Raw genomic sequence first — 17,815 nt, 5'->3', positions numbered from 1 at the left:
TTTTCAACGTAGATTGCTTGACCAACTTCAACTTTAACTTGTTTTCCGCCAGTTTTAATGATTGCGTATGTGCTCATTATGCACCTCCTATGATTTTTAGGGTTTCCCCGAATTTTGTGAAGACTCGCCTAGCATCGTGGGACGAACCACTTAAGAGAAGAGCTCTAAGTATAACAAAGAATAAACTAGGAATTGAGCCGAAGGCATAACTTGTGTTAGGCAAGGCGATAATGACGAAGTTTAAATTTGTTATACGACGAGCAACGATGTTCGTGCGGTTGCACAGGAATGTGCATAGTCAACTCTATAAGTATAGCACTTCTACCGCTCTTTAGCAAGCTTTTTCATCTCATGAAAACGGATTTTCAAGGATTATCTTTAGATTTTGTTCACTAATGAACTAAGACAACCTCTGTTATCTGTTATCCGCTAACTGCTTTATTAAATAATTATTAGTTCAGAAAATTTCTAAATATAACGCCGTACCCTATCTTGATAGGCTTGATAAGCCTTTCCGAATTTTTTAAGACACCAGCGCTCCTCAGAGTGGATAATCCAGTGGGCCGCAGTCTGAAAAATGACTAAAATTAGAAAGAAAATCATTGACTTAGTCAAAAAAGCTATTCCCAAAAAACAAACAAAGTAAGCTACATACATGGGATTACGGGAATAGCGATAAAGGCCCTTTGTATTCATGCCGTTTGCATCTGGTCTAGCGAAATCTCTCATACTGATAGCGCACAAAGCCAAACCAAGCAGGTAAATAGCCACTCCAGCATAAAAGAAAACAGACCAATCAAACTTAATTTCAAGCAAAAAAGGAGTTATGAACAAGGCTAGATTGCTCAATTGATAAATCACATAAGCTATCTTTTCTTTTCCTTGTACTGGCGCAAAATAAGCTACGCGTGACAAAGCGTTTTTTTCGAAATGACTCAATAAAGGAAAACGAATCAGCAAAAAAGAAATTAAGAGAAAAACAGCAAGCATAAACGTCACCTTCTCTCGCTTTTACAAGAGCCCCTCAATCAGCTCATCAACTTCGTCGGTCTCAGCTTCTGGTCTGATTTCTGAAATCATGATGCCTGCAACAGCGCGCTCAACCAAGCCTTCAACATCTAAACGAGCTTCGTACTGCTCTGCATTCTTGATTTTTGGATTGGTTTTAGGCCGGTCTGGCGCAAAAATAGTACAGCAGTCTTCAAATGGCTGGATAGAGATTTGGAAAGTATCGATTTTTTCAGCAATCTCAATAATTTCCAGCTTGTCCATGGTCACGACAGGTCGGATAACTGGTGTATTGGTCACAGCATTGATAGCTTGCATACTCTCAATGGTTTGACTTGCCACCTGACCTAGACTTTCTCCGTTGATAATGACTTGAGCGCCCCGCTCCTCCCGAATCCGGTCCGTAATACGCATCATAAAGCGACGGGTCAGTGTCATGAGATAGGCTTCTGGAGCCTTGGCCTTGATTTCCTCCTGAATCTCTGTAAAAGGGACTTCGATAAACTGGATATTGCCGCCAAACTTGGTCAATTTTCGCGTCAAATCTTGAGCTTTTTTCAACGCACCTGGACTGGTGTATGGTGGACTGGCAAAGTGAACCGCCTCGATATCCACACCGCGCTTGAGAGCCAGATAGCCAGCCACCGGTGAGTCAATCCCGCCAGACAGCATGAGCATACCTTTTCCCGAAGTGCCGACTGGCAACCCCCCAGCACCACGAATCGTCTCATAAGAGATATAGGCTGCTTCTTCACGAATTTCGACACGTAGTTCAATATCCGGCGCTTTCATCTTGACCTGAACATTGGGAATAGCCTCAAAAACGGCATCACCAAGTGTCTGGTTAAGCTCACGGCTATCCAATTCAAAGCTGTGGTCACTGCGCTTGCTGGTAATCTTAAAGGTCATGCCTTCCTGATAGACTTGCTTCATAATGGTTTGAACAGCTTCAATCAAGGCTGGTACAGACTTTTTAACCCTATAAGATGGCGAGAAATTCTGAATCCCAAAAATCTGCTTGAGTGATTCAGCGACCGGCTGATAGTCTGTCCCATGCAGATAGACATGGGTCCGGTCACGATCCGCCTTGACATGGACCTGCGGATAGACTGACAAAACAGCCTGAATATTGCGTTTGAGCTTGTTGATAAAGCGCATGCGGTTCTTGCCCTTGGTTGAGAGCTCACCGTAGCGCACCATAATTTCTGAATATTGCATTGTTTACCTTACTTTTCTGGTTTTTTCGTAAATAATTTTAAAAGTCGTCAAAAACTGCTCCATCTGACTCATATCATTGTCAAGATCCAAACTGATGCGAACAGCAGTTTGAGCCAGAGACTTTTCGACGCCCATAGCGATTAGGGTTCCCGCTGGCTTTCCAGCTTTAGAAGAGCAAGCACTGGTAGTCGAGATATAGATCTCGTAGTCTTCAAATGCATGGACGACGACTTCACCCCGCACTCCCTTGATACCAAAGGTTAGTATATGGGGCGCAAAATCTTCCATGTCTGAGAAAATCATCACATCTGGATACTTCTGCAGCTCTTCAAGGAGAATCTTCTTCATCTGAGCCGTCCGCTGGGCAAATACTTCTTGCTTTTCCATGGACAGCCGCAGAGCCTTAGCTGTCGCTGCAATACCTGCTAAATTCTCCGTCGTTGAGCGCTTGTCCGACTCCTGACCGCCACCAGTCAAGAGGGGACTGATTTTCTTGCCAGACTTGATATAGACAAATCCTACGCCCCGCAGACCGTGAAATTTATGACTGGAAAATGTCGCAAAATCCACGCGATCCGTCAGATAAGCAGCAGTCGGAATCTTCGTAACAGCCTGTACAGCATCCACATGAAAGGAAATAGTCGGCTTGTCTGCAAGCAGTTCGGATATTTTCTGAATGGGCTGAATACTGCCGATTTCATTATTGACAGCCATGATAGAGATCAGAGTGGTGTCTGGTCGAATCAGCTCCGCTAGCTTATCTACATCAACAAAACCTGCCTTATCCACTGGTGCAAAATCTATTTCAAAGCCTTGACTCTGAAGCCAGAGGGCTGATTCTTTAACTGCAGGATGCTCAATGTTAGATACGATGATGTGTTTGCCAAAAGGAACCTTTTCAAAAGCAACTCCCTTTAGCACCCAGTTGTCCCCTTCAGTCCCTCCAGACGTAAAAAAAATCTCCGAAGAAGACTTGCCTAAAAGCTCTGCAATTTGCCTGCGTGAAGCTGCTAAGAGACGGGTTGCCTGACTGCCTAAACTGTGCAGACTGGATGGATTGCCCCAGATTTTAGAAGCGACCTCTGTGTAGGCGGCCAAAGCCTCAGGATAAGGCTTGGTTGTCGCTGAATTATCTAAATAAATCATGTTCTTTCCTCTAAATTTCAATACTCCTATTGTAACACGAAAGAGAAGCTGGAACAAGAAAGAAAAGGCCCTAAATTCTGTTAGAACTTAGGGATAAATATCACCGGTCATAAAACTCATGCAGCAAGCTAAAGAGTTCCTGTTGTTGAGCTAACAAGCTCTGACCAATGGTAGTAGATTTGATAAGGGTTCGTTCCTCTACATTTTCAACCACCTTTTTCAAAGAGGTCTGAGCAAAAGGCGCCTCCACAATCTTTTGGGCATTTTGGAAAGGCTGATGGGTGACCAACTGGAAGCCATAAGAATTATTGAGCAGTGAATAGCCAGCTGTTCCAGTCTTCTTCTGATAGGCCTTGCAGAGGCCGCCATCAATGACAAAGAGCAAACCGCCACCACGGATAGGCGACTCTCCCTTGCCCGTCTTAACCGGAGTATGGCCATTGACCATCCTAGACTCTTGAGAAAAGAGGCCAAATTCTTCCAAAATAAGCTGACAGACTTTCTCAGAATTACGATAAGAAAAATAAGAATTTTCCACTTCCTTGTGGGTGTCCTTATCTTCAATGAAATAGCGCTCCAAGGTAGTCATCTTTTCTTTTCCAAACAGGGGCGATAGCTTACCTTTCCAGCAATACCAAATCAAGTCAGTCGACAAATCATTGCCCACTTCCTTGTTCTTGGCCGACTGTCGAATATGATACTCAAAGAAATCCAGCAATTCCTTGCCTGAATAATGGGCTTGATTGAGAATGAAAGGCTGGAATTCTCCTGACGGCTCCAGAGGAATGCAGCCGTGAAAAAGCAAGTGATGGTTGTAAATCTTATACATAGAGCCCTTGTTCATCAGAAGACTCATATGCTCAGCCATCTTAAGAGAATTTTGGAATGAGGCCATCATACTGTCTACAGCTTGATTTTCTTCTGGTGTCAAAGCTGACGGATTTTCCGGATTGATAGTTTGGAAGCAGGTGTTAACCAGGGGATGCTTGGTATCGTCAATCGTAACACTTTCTTCCCAATAATCAATCTTGTCCAGCATCACATGGTCCTGCATCTGGAATTCAGGCCGCCGTTTGATTAGTTGATTTTCCAGCTTGAACTGGATAATCGCTAAGGCTTGGTGAACCTTTTCCAGTTGCAGAATTTCCTCATCTGAAAACTCCTGCTCTCTAGCACCAAGAATAGGCCTAAACTTGGGATTAGACTGGTAAGTCTTGTCCGCAAAAAGAGTCAAGGAGCGCAGGTTTAAACCATAATCTTTCTCGATATCCCAGAGATAGCCATAGCGAGCTGCAATGCGCAGCACATTGAGCAAGCAGGCCTTAGAGCCAAAAAAGGCTCCCATCCAGATAATATCGTGATTGCCCCACTGAATATCAAGCGAGTGAAAATGCTGCAGTTCATCCATGACCTGAGCACTGCCAGCTCCTCGGTCAAAAATATCTCCAACCACATGCAGATGGTCGATCAACAACTGCCGAATACTTCGGGACAAGCCTAGGATAAAAGTCACAGCTTCCCGCAATTCAATCACATAAGTCAGGATATTCTCAAAATAGGATTTTTTATCAGCTAGAGCCCTGTCACTATAGAGCAACTCCTCGATAATATAGGCATATTGTGGAGGCAAGGCCTTTCTGACCTTGGAGCGACTGTATTTCGCACCTGCAAAAGCCAGCAAATTCAAGAGCTGGGGAATGGTTTCCTGATACCAGTCTTGGCCTTTAGTTTCTTCCCCCAACACAAGCTCAGGATAGGAAACCAGCGCTGACAGCCGATCCTTATGAGATTCTGACAAGCTGTCCCCAAAACAGTCCTTGATCTTCTCATTGAGGATACCTGCGCAGCTTCTCAAAATATATTCAAAAGCAGCAAACTCCCCGTGAATGTCACTGATATACAGCTCCGTCCCTTTGGGCAGGTTCAAAATTGCCTCTAGGTTAGTCAGCTCTGTAATGACCTTCTGCCGACTGTCAAATTCTTTCAGTAAAATACGCTTATATTGCTCCATCTTCAACCCTCACTCTATAACCACTTTCTCAATCTTCTCTCTTATCTCAATTTCTTTAAATGGTCTTCAATCAAGAAAGCCGTCTCCTCAATTGATTTATCCGTGATATTGATGACATGCGCCCGATACTTTTTAAAGACTTCTTTTGAGTAATCTAGCTCTTCGTATATCTTTTCCAGATCTGTGTAGCTGGTCGACTGGGTCAATCCCAGAGAATTCAAGCGATTACTGCGTATCTTAGACAGTTTTTCTGGTTCGCATAAGAGGCCGATAATCCTCTCTGGATCAACCTTATCCAAGACCTGAGGAAGAGGAACTTCTGGAATCAAAGGCAGGTTGGAAACCTTGTAGCCTTTATTAGCCAGATAAATACTGAGTGGCGTTTTGGATGTACGGGAGACGCCCAAGAGCACCAAATCTGAATCTAAAAAACCTTGTGGCGCCTTGCCATCGTCGTATTTGACCGCAAACTCAATAGCGGAAATTTTATTAAAATACTCAGTGTCCAGCCGGTGCAAGGTACCCGGCACCTCTATAGGACTGGTGCCCGTCTTTTCTCTGATAATCTCAAAAAATGGATGCATCAAATCCAGATAAGCAAGGCCATTGGCCTGACTGAACTCTCTAGCTACAGCTGCTAGCTTGCCATCAACCAGAGTGCTAATAACAAGGGCATCGTCCTTGATGGCATCGCGCAGAATATCCAGCAATTCTTCTTCTTTGTTGATAAATGGAAAACGATAGCTGTTATTAAAAATAATATCTGGGTACTGGGCTGTCACTGCAGACAGCAACTTCTGCGAAGTCCCCCCCAAAGAATCTGAAATGCTGTAAACAATAATTTCTTTCTTCATGTTCATTCCTCTTATCTATTAACCTCAGCGCTTCTAGCCTCTTGAATAATATAATCCAGCAGAGCTGACTTGGTCACAGTTCCTAAAATCTTACGCTCATTATTCTTATCCACTACCGGCAGCGAATCAATCGCAAAATCCTGCAAAACTGCTGCCGCTTCCAAAATGTTCATATCCTTGTAGCAAGTTTTGATATGGGGCATTCGAGTCATGCAGACCGCTACAGGAGTGCTGTCAATGTTAGTATTGAGCGAAGCCCGAAGCAGGTCCTTACGCGACAAAATCCCCAAGAGCAGCTTATGCTCATCAATAACATAGAGAACATCCGCATCATACATAAATAATGTAATAATGGCATCTTGAATAAAAGAATCATGAGATACCAAAACAGGCGAAGTCATAATCTCTGCCACTTCTTTTCGAAAGGTATCGAAAAAGAAAAGCGTCTCTAAATCTGAGCCCGAGTATGTGTAACCAACTTTAGGCGTAGCCTTCAAAATCCCAACCAAGGTCAGAAAAGACAGGTCCGAGCGCAAGGTCGCCCGAGAAATATCTAGTAATTCAGAGATTTTCTCACCGCTTAGAGGCTGGTGTTCTTTTACAATTTCTACAATTTTCTTTTGCCGTTCGCTTAATTTCAAATAGGTCTGACTCCTTCGTTCTTTATAATAGATGATTAACCTGATTTCGCTTAAAAGTTGTTATTATTACTCATATTTCATTTCCAGACGTTTAAATAATCATCATTTTGTAACACATTATAACAAAAAAAGAAAAATTGTCAATAAAACAGGATAATTTTTTCGGTTGACAAATATATGTGATGTATATTACAATGTATTTGTCCTACAATATGACACATATTTCATAATTTTGGAGGTAAATATGGCGAAATGGATTTACTCCTTCGAGGAAGGATGTGCAGATGACAAAGCCCTGCTTGGCGGAAAAGGAGCCAACCTAGCTGAAATGACCAATTTGGGACTGCCTGTCCCTCCAGGTTTTACTATTACCACAGAAAGCTGTATCGAATATTTAGAAAGTCCTTATTTCTTTGAATCTTCTTTAAAAGAAGATATTTTGGAAGCGGTTACTGAATTAGAAGAAAAAACCGGTAAATATTTCAGCGGCAACGACTCAGCCTTGCTCTTAGTGTCTGTTCGAAGCGGAGCCAAGTTTTCTATGCCGGGCATGATGGACACTATTCTCAATCTAGGTCTAAACGATTTAAGAACCCAGACTCTGGCTGAGCAGACCAATGCTGACTTTGCCTACAACTGCTACCGCCGTCTGCTTCAAATGTTTGCTGATGTCGTTTATGGTATTTCCAAGGACGAGTTCGATGACCTCTTGGGCTATTTTGAAAAGAATGCTGGCAAACAGGCCAAGGATTTCACACTGGAAGAGCACCAAGCTTTGATTGAGCAGTATAAGCAGCTTTATCGCGAGCATCATCAAACCTTCCCCCAAAGCTCTAAAGAACAGCTCTATGCTGCTATCAAGGCGGTCTTCAAGTCTTGGAATAACCCTCGAGCAAAGGTTTACCGCAACTTGAATGATATTCCTCACGACCTGGGAACAGCGGTAAATGTCCAAGCCATGGTCTTTGGCAATAGCGACAAGTCCAGTGGTACAGGAGTCGTCTTTACTAGAAACCCAGCCAGTGGTGAGCATCAGCTATTTGGCGAATTTTTGCTCAATGCACAAGGAGAGGATGTCGTAGCCGGCATTCGGACTCCTGAGCCTATCGCTGCACTTGAGACAGCTCTCCCTCAGGCCTATGCAGCCTTCCAAGACTATGCTAAGATTCTCGAAAACCACTATAAAGATATGCAAGATATCGAATTTACCATTGAAAAGGGTAAACTCTATATTCTCCAAACTAGAAACGGTAAACGGACCGCCAAGGCATCTTTGAAAATCGCCTTGGATCTGGTAGACGAGGGCATTATCAGCAAAAAAGAAGCTCTCCAGCGCGTCTCTCCTGCTATGATTAGCCAGCTCATCCATCCTGTATTTGAAGAAAAAGCTCTGCTAGATGCTCCTTTCTTGGCTCAAGGATTGCCAGCAAGCCCTGGTGCTGCAACTGGTGAGATTGTCTTTACAGCTGAGCGCGCCAAAGACTACCACTCCTTGGGCAAAAAGGTCATTTTAGTACGGCAGGAAACTTCCCCTGAAGACATTGAGGGCATGGTGGTCAGCCAAGCCATCGTAACCAGTCAGGGCGGTATGACCTCTCATGCAGCTGTCGTAGCTCGGGGAATGGGAACCTGCTGTGTGGCTGGCTGTGGAGAGCTAACCATCAGCGAGGACAGCAAAACTGTTTCCTGCGGAAGTCTTGTTTTGACTGAGGGTGATGTCATTTCAGTTGATGGCAGCTCGGGACGCATTTATAGCGGAGAGATTCCGACCGTCCTAGTCGAAAATGACCAAGAACTCCAACGCCTGCTTTCTTGGGCGGATGAAGTCGCTCAACTCAAAGTCCGAGCCAACGCTGAGACCGTTCAGGATTTGAAAACAGCTATTAAGTTTGGGGCAAAGGGCATTGGTCTGGCTCGTACCGAACACATGTTCTTTGGTCAAGAACGGATTCTAGAAATGCGGCGCCTGATCCTGGCCGACAACGAATTGGAAACTAGATCCGCCCTCAAAAAACTGCTGGAGTTCCAAGAAAAAGACTTTTATCAAATGTTCCAAGCAGTTCAGGACAAACCGATGATTATCCGTCTTTTGGATCCGCCCATGCATGAGTTTCTACCCAAAGATTCACAGGAAATCAAAGCTTTGGCTGACAAACTACACAAATCACCAGAAAAACTGACTCGCCGCATTGAGCAACTGCAAGAAAGCAATCCTATGCTGGGCCATCGCGGCTGCCGTCTGGGAATTACGCAACCAGAGATTTACAAGATGCAGGTCGAAGCCGTCTTCAAGAGTGCTATCAAGTTGAGTCAGGAAGGATTTACCGTCAAGCCAGAAATCATGATTCCGCTGATTGCGGACAAGGCTGAGCTGGACTCTGTCAAAGCCTTTCTCACCCAACATATCAACAAGCTCTTTAGGCATCAAGGTCATGAACCTTTCCCTTATGAAATTGGCACCATGATTGAACTTCCACGTGCCTGTCTAGTTGCAGACCAGCTGGCTCAGGAAGCAGACTTCTTCAGCTTTGGTACTAACGACCTGACCCAGATGACCTATGGCTTCTCGCGGGACGATATTGGAAAATTCATCGGCCGCTACAAAGAAAAAGAAATCCTTCCTTTTGATCCTTTCCAAAGTGTCGACCAAGCTGGAGTTGGTGAATTGATGCGGATAGCTATCAGCAAGGGCCGTCAAGTCAAGCCCGACCTTTCAATCGGCATCTGCGGTGAGGTCGGTGGTGATCCTGCTTCCATCCCCTTCTTCCAAGAAATTGGTGTCACCTACGTTTCCTGCTCTCCTTATCGGGTTCCAGCAGCTAGGCTTGCTGTTGCTCAAGCTGCACTCAAAGATGAAAAGTCGTGATTACTTTGCTATTCTAGCCCAAGAAGCTGCTCAATCCAAATTTGGGCAGCTTCTTTTCTTAAGAGCAATCTTCTGTGTGCGTTTTCATAAATAAAAATTTGATTTTTTTAAGACATTTTCAGATAAAAAACGTATAATGAGAGATAAGAAATCATTGAAATTTTAAAAGGAGATTCTTGAAAGCATGGAAAACTATTCTCGTAGTAATAAAAATAAGACAAAATCATCTAAAAAACCTACTAAACAGCATATTAAAACAGGTCTTTCAGCTTTCCAAAAGACTATTGCAACGGTTGCCAGTATCTTGTCTATCATCATTGCCAGCATCACGATCATGAATCTGACTGGCCAAAAGGATGAAAAATCAAAAACTGATACCAGTAGCTCTACTGCAACGACTACTATTATCAAGGAAATCGAAAAAGAAACAAGCAGCCCTGCTTCAACAACTGCAACTGATACAGCTGCTTCCAGCAGTGATGCAACAGCAGTTGAGACTAGTGCGTCTAGCTCTACGGCTGATACAGCAGCAGGCGACACTACTGCCTCTAGCTCTGCTGCAGATACAGCAACCAACACTCAGACTGAAGCTTCAAACTAAGCAAGCAGCAAACGCCCAGCTCATTGAGCCAGGCGTTTTTTTTGTATTCATCAAGCAACCTTACTTGACTATCACTTCCGATACATCTTGACTTGAAGATAGAGGTCATTGTAGGTTCCCAACCATTTAGGACCCAACTGCTCATAAACTTCCAGATGTTTCATCGTTTCCTCAGTCGGATAAAAAGCCTCATCTTCCTGAGTTTCCTTAGGCAACATGGCCTTGGCAGGAAGATTTGGTGTCGCATAACCAACATAAAGGGCATTTTTATAAGCATTTTCCGGTCTCAGCATAAAGTTAATAAACTGATAGGCTGCTTTTTTATTTTTGACCGTTTTAGGAATGACAATATTGTCAAACCAAAGGTTGCTGGCTTCTGTAGGCACGACATAGCGTAGGTCTTCATTAGCCTCCAGCATCTGACGAGCCTCGCCAGAAAAGGTCACACCGATAGCTGCATTGTTCTGAATCATGTATCCCTTCATCTCATCAGCTACAATAGCCTTGATATTTGGCGTCAGAGTATAGAGCTTGTCGACAGCTTCCTGCAGCTGATTAGCATCTTTGGAGTTGAGACTATGACCGTCTGAGTTCAGACCAATTCCCATGACTTCACGAGCTCCATCAATTATCATGATGGAGTTTTTGTATTCAGGACGCCAGAGGTCATTCCAATGCTCCGGAGCTTTATCAACCATTTTTTCATTGTAGACAATACCCAGCGTTCCCCAAAAATAAGGAATCGAGTACTGATTTCCTGGATCGAAAGGCTGGTCTAAAAAGTCAGATCCGATATTTTCCAAACCTTTAATCTGGCTATGATCTAGCTTCTCCACCAAGCCTTCCTTCATCATCTTGGCAATCATATATTCACTAGGAATGGCAATGTCGTAGGTTGTGCCGCCCTGCTTCACTTTTGTATACATAGCTTCATTGGAGTCAAAGGTATCGTACTGGATTTGGACACCAGTTTCTTTAGTAAACTCAGTCAGCAGCTCAGGATCGATATAGTCACCCCAGTTGTAAATGACCAGCTTATCGCTTTCCTTACTCTGCGTCCGACTTTCAATCTGGTAGCTGACACCCCACAAGACTAAGATAATCAGCAGAATTCCCGCTAAAAATGAATAGAGTTTTCTCATACAGTCTCCTCCTTCTCACGGGTGATAAAGTAATACCCAATTACCAAAGCAATGCTGAAGAGAAAGACCAAGGCTGACAGGGCATTGATTTCCAGAGAAATTCCCTGACGAGCGCGGGAGTATATCTCAACAGACAGAGTTGAGAAGCCATTGCCTGTAACGAAGAAGGTCACTGCAAAGTCATCTAGTGAATAGGTAAAGGCCATGAAGTAGCCAGCGATGATGGCTGGAGTCAGATAAGGCAGCATGATTTCTTTTAGCATTTGCAATTGGCTGGCGCCTAAGTCATAAGCAGCCTTAATCATATCATCATTCATTTCCTTCAGACGCGGAAGAATCATCAACACCACAATCGGAATGGAAAAGGCCACATGACTAGCCAGCACAGAAAGGAAGCCCAGCTGGAATTTAGCAGTAGTAAAGAGAATCAGAAAACTGGCTCCAATCATGACATCCGGAGCTACCATGAGGATATTGTTGATAGACAGAAAGGCATCCTGATATTTCTTGCGGGCTTGATAAATATAGATGGCTCCAAAAGTCCCAATCAGAGTCGCAATCAATGAAGACAGGAAAGCCAGAAAGAAGGTCTGAACCAAAATCAGAATCAGACGTGAATCCTCAAAGAGATTCTGGAAATGGCTGAGACTGAATCCTGTAAAACGATTCATGTCTTCCCCAGCATTAAAGGCATAAGCAATCAGATAGAAAATTGGAATGTAGAGCACCAAAAAGACAAAGGCCAAATAGAGATTCGCAATTTTTTTCATCGCCCTCTCCTTTCCTTGGTTGCCCACATGGTAAAGAGCATAGCAACAATCAGCACCACTCCGATAGTAGAGCCCATGCCCCAGTTTTGAGTAGTCAGGAAGTGCTGCTCAATAGCAGTTCCCAGAGTAATCACTCGATTACCGCCGATTAAGCGGGTCAGCATGAAGAGACTGAGACTAGGGATAAAGACTGACTGCACCCCACTTCTGACACCATTCAAGGACAAAGGGAAAACAACCCGACGGAAAGTCTCCCAGCGATTAGCTCCCAAGTCATAGCTGGCATTGATAAGATTTGGATCCAAATCATCCAGAACATTGAAAATGGGCAGAATCATAAAAGGCAGCTCGATGTAGCTGGCTACAAAGATAAATGAAAAGTCCGTAAAGAGAATCTGCTGCGGTCCTACTCCGATAAAAGTCAAAAATTGGTTAATTGAGCCATTCTGACCAAAAATACCGATGAAAGCATAAGCTTTGAGCAGAAGATTGATCCAGGTCGGCAGGACAATCAGCATGAGCCAGAGCTGCTTGTGCTTGAGCTGAGTCAAAAAGAATGCGGTCGGATAGGAAATCAGCAGGGTTACGACAGTAATAATTCCTGCATAAAGAACCGAATTCAGACTCATCTTGAGATAGGTCCAGTTCTGCGATGTGAAGTAGGTCTGGTAATTTTCCAGCGTAAACTGGCCCTCAATGTTGAAGAAGGACTTCCAGATAATCATGACAACAGGTGCCAAGACAAAGAGGAAAATCCAGAGCAGGTAGGGCAAGAGAAAAAGATTAGAGGTTGTTTTCTTCATCGCGTTCCTCCTCAATAGCATTGATCAGCCCCGCTTCCTGCTCTTCTACTTCTACATATTCTTCGATACGGGCATCGAATTCTTCTTCAGTTTCATTGAGACGCATGATATGGATATCTTCAGGCTCGAAATGTAGACCAATTTCTTCACCAACAATGGCCTTGCGAGTCGAGTGAATCATCCATTCATTGCCCAGTTCATCATAAGCGATAATCTCATAGTGAACGCCACGGAAAAGCTGGGTATCAACTTTAACCTGCAGCTTGCCTTCTTCTGGCAGAGTAATCCGCAAGTCCTCCGGCCGAATCACCACTTCAACAGATTCATTTGGGCGCATCCCACCATCCACTGCTTCAAAGCGCTTGCCGTTAAACTCAACCAGATAGTCCTCAATCATCTTACCTGGCAGAATATTGGACTCGCCAATGAAGGTTGCAACAAAGTGGTTGATGGGCTCGTCATAAATATCAACAGGCGTCCCCGACTGAACAATCTCGCCGTCATTCATAACGAAAATCCAGTCGCTCATAGCCAGAGCTTCCTCTTGGTCGTGCGTGACAAAGACAAAGGTAATGCCGAGACGCTGCTGCAATTCCCGCAACTCATACTGCATATCTGTACGCAGCTTCAAATCCAGAGCAGACAGCGGCTCATCCAGTAAAACAACCCGCGGCTGATTAATGATTGCCCGCGCGATGGCTACACGCTGGCGCTGACCGCCCGACAGTTTGCGAATAGAACGGCGCTCAAAACCTTCTAGCTGAACCATTTTCAGCACTTCAGCAACCCGCTCTTGAATTTCTTTTTTATCAACCTTGCGCAGACGCAGCGGAAAGGCAACATTTTCAAAAACATTCATATGCGGAAACAGTGCATAGGACTGAAAAACCGTGTGGACGTCTCTTTTATTAGTGGGAATATCATTGATGCGGACGCCATCAAGAAAAATATCCCCGTCTGTCGCGTCTAAAAGACCAGCAATGATGTTCAGAATCGTTGATTTACCAGAGCCGGAAGAGCCTAGCAAAGTATAGAACTTTCCTTCTTCCAGCTCGAAATTAATATCTTTCAGAACGACAGTATTATTATCTTCAAAAACTTTTGAAACGTTTTTAAACTCGATGATTGGTTTTTTCAATTGTCATAAATTCCTTCTTTCTCGTATTAACAGATTAAGGGTTCTGTCAGACCGCTGCTACCTCGTGAGGGCTGTAAAGGCCCTTTATAAATTCCGTGTCGATAGGCTTTCACCCCCTTACTAAGTTGCAGCCAGCTGCAGTTCCTTATCCAGCATACTTCTACTGGAAATCATATCTGTCTTACAGAGATTCACCAATGATGCGGACTTCGCGCTCCAGAGTAATACCTGAATTTTCCCGCACCCTTTCAATCACATGAGCGATAAGATTTTCGTAATCTTGAGCCGTTCCTTTATCGACGTTAATCATAAAGCCGGCATGCTTCTCAGATACCTCTACACCACCAATCCGATGACCTTTGAGTCCTGCTTCACTAATGAGCTGACCAGCAAAGTGACCCAAAGGACGCTTGAAAACAGAGCCACAGGATGGATATTCCAAAGGCTGCTTGAGCTCCCGCAGATGGGTTAAGCGCTCCATTTCCTGACGAATCGTTCTGTGAACACCAGGCGAAAGAGCAAACTTAGCAGAAATAACAATGTCGCCTGTTTCCTGAACAAGTGAGTGACGATAGCCGAACTTCATATCCCGAACGTCCAACGTTTTGACTTGGCCCTGAGGAGTCAGTACCTTGCAAGATACTAAGACATGAGCAATCTCGCCGCCATAAGCCCCGGCGTTCATAAAGACAGCTCCGCCAACGCTGCCTGGAATACCACAAGCGAACTCAAAGCCAGTCAGACTATTCTGCAGAGCGATATGGGTTGTCTGAATCAGATTAGCTCCGGCCTCTGCCTCAATCATATAGCCATCCACCGCTACATTGTTGAGCTTGTCAAACATAATCACGAAACCTCGGATACCGCCGTCTCGCACAATGATATTACTGGCATTTCCCAGCACCATCCAAGGAATGTCTTCTTGATTGGCAAAATTAACAATACGAGCCAGCTCATAACGATTGCGGGGAAAAACTAAGAAATCGGCTGCGCCCCCGACCTTTGTGTAGGTGTATTGACTCAAAGGCTCATTGAAGCAAATGTCGATTCCTTCTAATTCGGTTTTTAATTTCTCTAGTTTTTGCATGATTTTCTCTCTTTTATGTAAACAAAATACACTCTATTATATCAAAAATCTATGGCATTTACGATAGATTACAAAGAAAAAGCTGAGAAAGGTCAGCTTTTTAACGCTTATAATTGTCTAGTAGTAAAACGCTGTGTTTGAGTAGAAAGAGCATTCCTGATGGCACCGAAAGCTAACTCACTCGCCAGAGCCTGTAATTCTAAATGATCCATAAAGTGAATTATCCTCCTTTAAGCTAGACCCATTATAGCACAGTTAGGTATAAAAAGATAGGGATATCAACTCCATAGCTTAGAAATGAAAAAAGAGGCTCATAGAAAACCTCTTGATGATTTATTTTTCTACTCGCACACCCTCAGTATCCACCTGAAGCTGGAAGATTTGTCCCTTGAAATTCTGTTTTTGCAGAAGCTGATAAATCTTCTCTGTCTTGTGCTTAGGCGATAAGACCATGACAGTTGGGCCCGCTCCTGAAATATAGGTTGCATAAGAGCCATTTTTTCTGGCTAAGAACTTAATATCTGAAAATTCCTTGATCAAAGGTTGACGGTATTTTTCGTGGAACAAATCAGACTCGATTGCCCGACCAGCGATTTTCATATCACCTTTTAAAAGAGCAGCAATCGCAACATTGGCAATGGAGCTAGCCGCAACAGCTTCCTTGTAAGAAAGCCGATTTGGTAAGACTTGGCGGCTCTCTACTGTCCGAAGCTCATAGTCCGGGATATAGGCGATGAAGTCTGCGTCCGGAAAGTCCGCCACCACAGCAGACACCTGATTTCTAGATGAGCTAGATACGACCAAATTACCATAAATCGCCGGCGCAACATTGTCAGGATGTCCTTCAATCTTGGTAGCGATTTTCAGTTTCTGATAATCCGACAAATTAAGGTGAGCCAGCTGGTTAGCCAATTCAATGCCAGCCACAATGACCGAGCTAGAAGACCCAAGCCCGCGAGCCAATGGAATATCACTGGTCATTTTCAAACGGCGCGGCTGAATATCTGGAGCCAACTGCAGCGCAATCTTAACCAGTAAATTGCGTCGGTCCTTAGGAATTCTCGGATTGAGGTCATGTTCAATCACCCACTCCTGACTTTCTTCCAAGACTTCAATTTCCAAATATTTTGACAGAGCTACCCCAACGGAGTCAAAGCCAGGACCGATATTGGCACTGGTCGCCGGTACAATAATTTTCATCTTAATCTCCTAATACTTTGAAGGTATTGAGCAAGTCAAACTCAGCAACTTCTTTGAGCTTAGCAGTGACATTTTCCAGCTGTGTCTTGCTGACAGCATGGGTAATAATCACCACGCGAGCCTTCTCACCATCTGTACCTTCCTGCAGAATCTGCTTAAAGGAAATATCCTCAGCATTGAAAATCTCAGCCAAATGCAGAACTTGACCTTTAGAATCAGGTGCCAAGATAGAGAAGTAATAGCTGCTCTTCACATCTTCTGGCTTAGCCAACACAAGCTCACGGCTGAATTCATTAAAGGCCTTGCCAACTGTTCCTTCATTCAAACGGCGGCTAATACGGACAATATCTGCCACAACACTAGTTGCAGTTGGTTTTTGACCTGCTCCTGGTCCGTAGTACATGGATTCTCCGATGCCGATGGATTCGACAAAGACGGCGTTCATTACCCCATTGACACTAGCCAAAGGATGCGCTTTAGGCAGAAATGTTGGAGCTACTTCTGCTGCAATACCCGATGCCGTTTCTTCGATAGAACCAACCAGCTTGACTACATAGCCCAGATCTTGAGCAACAGCCACATCCTCTGGTGTGATATTTCGAATTCCCTGATGGCCCACATCTTCAAATTTAACATTCATACCAAAGGCGAACTGGCTAAGAATCACCATCTTGTAAGCCGCATCAATGCCATCTACGTCATTGGTTGGGTCGCTTTCAGCAAAGCCAAGGCGTTGTGCTTCAGCAAGAGCGTCTTCATAAGACCACCCCTCTTCCACCATCTTGGTCATCATAAAGTTAGAGGTTCCATTGACCACACCCAAGATACGAGTGATTTTGTCAGAAGCCAGTGAATTAACCAAGGTACGCAGGATCGGAATCCCACCGGCAACAGCTGCTTCATAATAGAGAGCTACATTTTGCTTTTGAGCAATTTCCAGCAACTCTGCTCCATGAACAGCTAGCAAGTCCTTATTGGCCGTTACCACATGTTTGCCAGCTTCAAGAGCACGAGTGATGAACGTTTTCGCTGGCTCAATCCGTCCCATCAATTCTACAACAATGGTAATCTCAGGATCGTTCAGAATTTCTTCAACATTTGTGACAAAATTAAAGTCATTTCCAGCTGCTAAAAGACGATCTTTTTCGGCATCGTCTTTGACCAAGACTTTAGCAACCTCAATCTCTGAATGAGCCGCTTGAACGATTTTTTCTCTGTTTTCTTTCAGCAAAAAAGGCACACCGCTTGCCACTGTTCCAAAACCAAGTAAAGCTATTTTAATAGACATGAAGCACTCCTTGAAAATTTCTTGTATAAAAAATATTATAAC

At 44.0% G+C, this 17,815-nt stretch carries 16 protein-coding genes and 1 other annotated feature; of the genes, 2 read left to right on the top strand and 14 right to left on the bottom strand.

The window, feature by feature from the left end:
- The 7 genes from QZ169_RS09845 to QZ169_RS09815 all read right to left on the bottom strand — a co-directional run.
- Positions 1-77, bottom strand: a 77-nt coding sequence (locus tag QZ169_RS09845) for a bL21 family ribosomal protein (protein WP_295506732.1), incomplete at its 3' end; no start/stop codon positions are given.
- 33 nt (positions 78-110) lie between these two features.
- Positions 111-290 (bottom strand) — a sequence feature (ribosomal protein L21 leader region).
- Positions 291-468: 178 nt separating this feature from the next.
- The gene (locus QZ169_RS09840; protein WP_295506730.1) at positions 469-990 is read right to left on the bottom strand and encodes an isoprenylcysteine carboxylmethyltransferase family protein; all 522 of its coding nucleotides are present in this window, start codon (positions 988-990) and stop codon (positions 469-471) included.
- A gap of 21 nt (positions 991-1,011) precedes the next feature.
- Positions 1,012-2,226: a tRNA uracil 4-sulfurtransferase ThiI gene (thiI, locus tag QZ169_RS09835; protein WP_295506728.1), complete on the bottom strand. Its 1,215-nt coding sequence runs from the start codon at positions 2,224-2,226 to the stop codon at positions 1,012-1,014.
- Positions 2,227-2,229: 3 nt separating this feature from the next.
- The gene (locus tag QZ169_RS09830; protein WP_295506726.1) at positions 2,230-3,372 is read right to left on the bottom strand and encodes a cysteine desulfurase family protein; all 1,143 of its coding nucleotides are present in this window, start codon (positions 3,370-3,372) and stop codon (positions 2,230-2,232) included.
- A gap of 100 nt (positions 3,373-3,472) precedes the next feature.
- Positions 3,473-5,383, bottom strand: coding sequence for a fructose-1,6-bisphosphatase (locus QZ169_RS09825; protein ID WP_295506724.1), 1,911 nt, complete (start codon positions 5,381-5,383; stop codon positions 3,473-3,475).
- Between the two features lie 41 nt (positions 5,384-5,424).
- The gene (locus QZ169_RS09820) at positions 5,425-6,243 is read right to left on the bottom strand and encodes a pyruvate, water dikinase regulatory protein (protein WP_004187109.1); all 819 of its coding nucleotides are present in this window, start codon (positions 6,241-6,243) and stop codon (positions 5,425-5,427) included.
- Between the two features lie 5 nt (positions 6,244-6,248).
- Entirely contained in the window at positions 6,249-6,878 is a 630-nt protein-coding gene (locus tag QZ169_RS09815) for a CBS domain-containing protein (protein ID WP_002906671.1), read from the bottom strand.
- Between the two features lie 244 nt (positions 6,879-7,122).
- Between QZ169_RS09815 and ppdK the strand changes: the two genes are divergently transcribed.
- Both ppdK and QZ169_RS09805 read left to right on the top strand, forming a co-directional pair.
- Positions 7,123-9,744: a pyruvate, phosphate dikinase gene (ppdK, locus tag QZ169_RS09810; RefSeq protein ID WP_295506721.1), complete on the top strand. Its 2,622-nt coding sequence runs from the start codon at positions 7,123-7,125 to the stop codon at positions 9,742-9,744.
- 184 nt (positions 9,745-9,928) lie between these two features.
- Entirely contained in the window at positions 9,929-10,345 is a 417-nt protein-coding gene (locus QZ169_RS09805; RefSeq protein ID WP_125383186.1) for a DUF6556 family protein, read from the top strand.
- 71 nt (positions 10,346-10,416) lie between these two features.
- Here QZ169_RS09805 and QZ169_RS09800 read toward each other — a convergent pair whose 3' ends face one another.
- The 7 genes from QZ169_RS09800 to QZ169_RS09770 form a co-directional block, all read right to left on the bottom strand.
- Positions 10,417-11,487 (bottom strand): ABC transporter substrate-binding protein, encoded by a 1,071-nt coding sequence (locus tag QZ169_RS09800; protein ID WP_002906674.1) that lies wholly within the window; start codon positions 11,485-11,487, stop codon positions 10,417-10,419.
- Complete coding sequence (locus tag QZ169_RS09795) at positions 11,484-12,257, bottom strand: ABC transporter permease (RefSeq protein ID WP_002900472.1); 774 nt, start codon at positions 12,255-12,257, stop codon at positions 11,484-11,486. Before QZ169_RS09795 ends, QZ169_RS09800 begins: the two co-directional genes overlap by 4 nt.
- Positions 12,254-13,060, bottom strand: a complete 807-nt coding sequence (locus QZ169_RS09790; RefSeq protein ID WP_002895634.1) for an ABC transporter permease — start codon at positions 13,058-13,060, stop codon at positions 12,254-12,256. The genes QZ169_RS09795 and QZ169_RS09790 overlap by 4 nt, the downstream gene beginning before the upstream one ends.
- On the bottom strand, positions 13,041-14,198 hold the full coding sequence (locus QZ169_RS09785) for an ABC transporter ATP-binding protein (protein ID WP_002904388.1): 1,158 nt from the start codon (positions 14,196-14,198) through the stop codon (positions 13,041-13,043). Before QZ169_RS09785 ends, QZ169_RS09790 begins: the two co-directional genes overlap by 20 nt.
- 181 nt (positions 14,199-14,379) lie before the next feature.
- Positions 14,380-15,285 (bottom strand): UDP-N-acetylmuramate dehydrogenase, encoded by a 906-nt coding sequence (gene murB, locus QZ169_RS09780; protein WP_125383184.1) that lies wholly within the window; start codon positions 15,283-15,285, stop codon positions 14,380-14,382.
- A gap of 333 nt (positions 15,286-15,618) precedes the next feature.
- Positions 15,619-16,485 carry a homoserine kinase gene (gene thrB, locus QZ169_RS09775; protein ID WP_223310728.1) on the bottom strand — a complete coding sequence of 289 codons (867 nt, stop codon included), beginning with the start codon at positions 16,483-16,485 and terminating at the stop codon, positions 15,619-15,621.
- A gap of 1 nt (position 16,486) precedes the next feature.
- Positions 16,487-17,773 (bottom strand): homoserine dehydrogenase, encoded by a 1,287-nt coding sequence (locus QZ169_RS09770; protein ID WP_125383183.1) that lies wholly within the window; start codon positions 17,771-17,773, stop codon positions 16,487-16,489.
- Between the last annotated feature and the right edge of the window lie 42 nt (positions 17,774-17,815).

It is taken from the genome of uncultured Streptococcus sp. (assembly GCF_905372115.1).
Lineage (GTDB): Bacteria > Bacillota > Bacilli > Lactobacillales > Streptococcaceae > Streptococcus.
This window is presented reverse-complemented; position numbering and strand designations above follow the sequence as displayed.

Bases quoted from the DNA above. Each gene is read 5' to 3' on its own strand.
- murB (WP_125383184.1), bottom strand. From the start codon at position 15,285: ATGCAAAAACTAGAGAAATTAAAAACCGAATTAGAAGGAATCGACATT.
- QZ169_RS09840 (WP_295506730.1), bottom strand. From the start codon at position 990: ATGCTTGCTGTTTTTCTCTTAATTTCTTTTTTGCTGATTCGTTTTCCT.
- QZ169_RS09790 (WP_002895634.1), bottom strand. From the start codon at position 13,060: ATGAAGAAAACAACCTCTAATCTTTTTCTCTTGCCCTACCTGCTCTGG.
- thrB (WP_223310728.1), bottom strand. From the start codon at position 16,485: ATGAAAATTATTGTACCGGCGACCAGTGCCAATATCGGTCCTGGCTTT.
- QZ169_RS09770 (WP_125383183.1), bottom strand. From the start codon at position 17,773: ATGTCTATTAAAATAGCTTTACTTGGTTTTGGAACAGTGGCAAGCGGT.
- QZ169_RS09800 (WP_002906674.1), bottom strand. From the start codon at position 11,487: ATGAGAAAACTCTATTCATTTTTAGCGGGAATTCTGCTGATTATCTTA.
- ppdK (WP_295506721.1), top strand. From the start codon at position 7,123: ATGGCGAAATGGATTTACTCCTTCGAGGAAGGATGTGCAGATGACAAA.
- thiI (WP_295506728.1), bottom strand. From the start codon at position 2,226: ATGCAATATTCAGAAATTATGGTGCGCTACGGTGAGCTCTCAACCAAG.
- QZ169_RS09805 (WP_125383186.1), top strand. From the start codon at position 9,929: ATGGAAAACTATTCTCGTAGTAATAAAAATAAGACAAAATCATCTAAA.
- QZ169_RS09820 (WP_004187109.1), bottom strand. From the start codon at position 6,243: ATGAACATGAAGAAAGAAATTATTGTTTACAGCATTTCAGATTCTTTG.
- QZ169_RS09830 (WP_295506726.1), bottom strand. From the start codon at position 3,372: ATGATTTATTTAGATAATTCAGCGACAACCAAGCCTTATCCTGAGGCT.
- QZ169_RS09795 (WP_002900472.1), bottom strand. From the start codon at position 12,257: ATGAAAAAAATTGCGAATCTCTATTTGGCCTTTGTCTTTTTGGTGCTC.
- QZ169_RS09825 (WP_295506724.1), bottom strand. From the start codon at position 5,383: ATGGAGCAATATAAGCGTATTTTACTGAAAGAATTTGACAGTCGGCAG.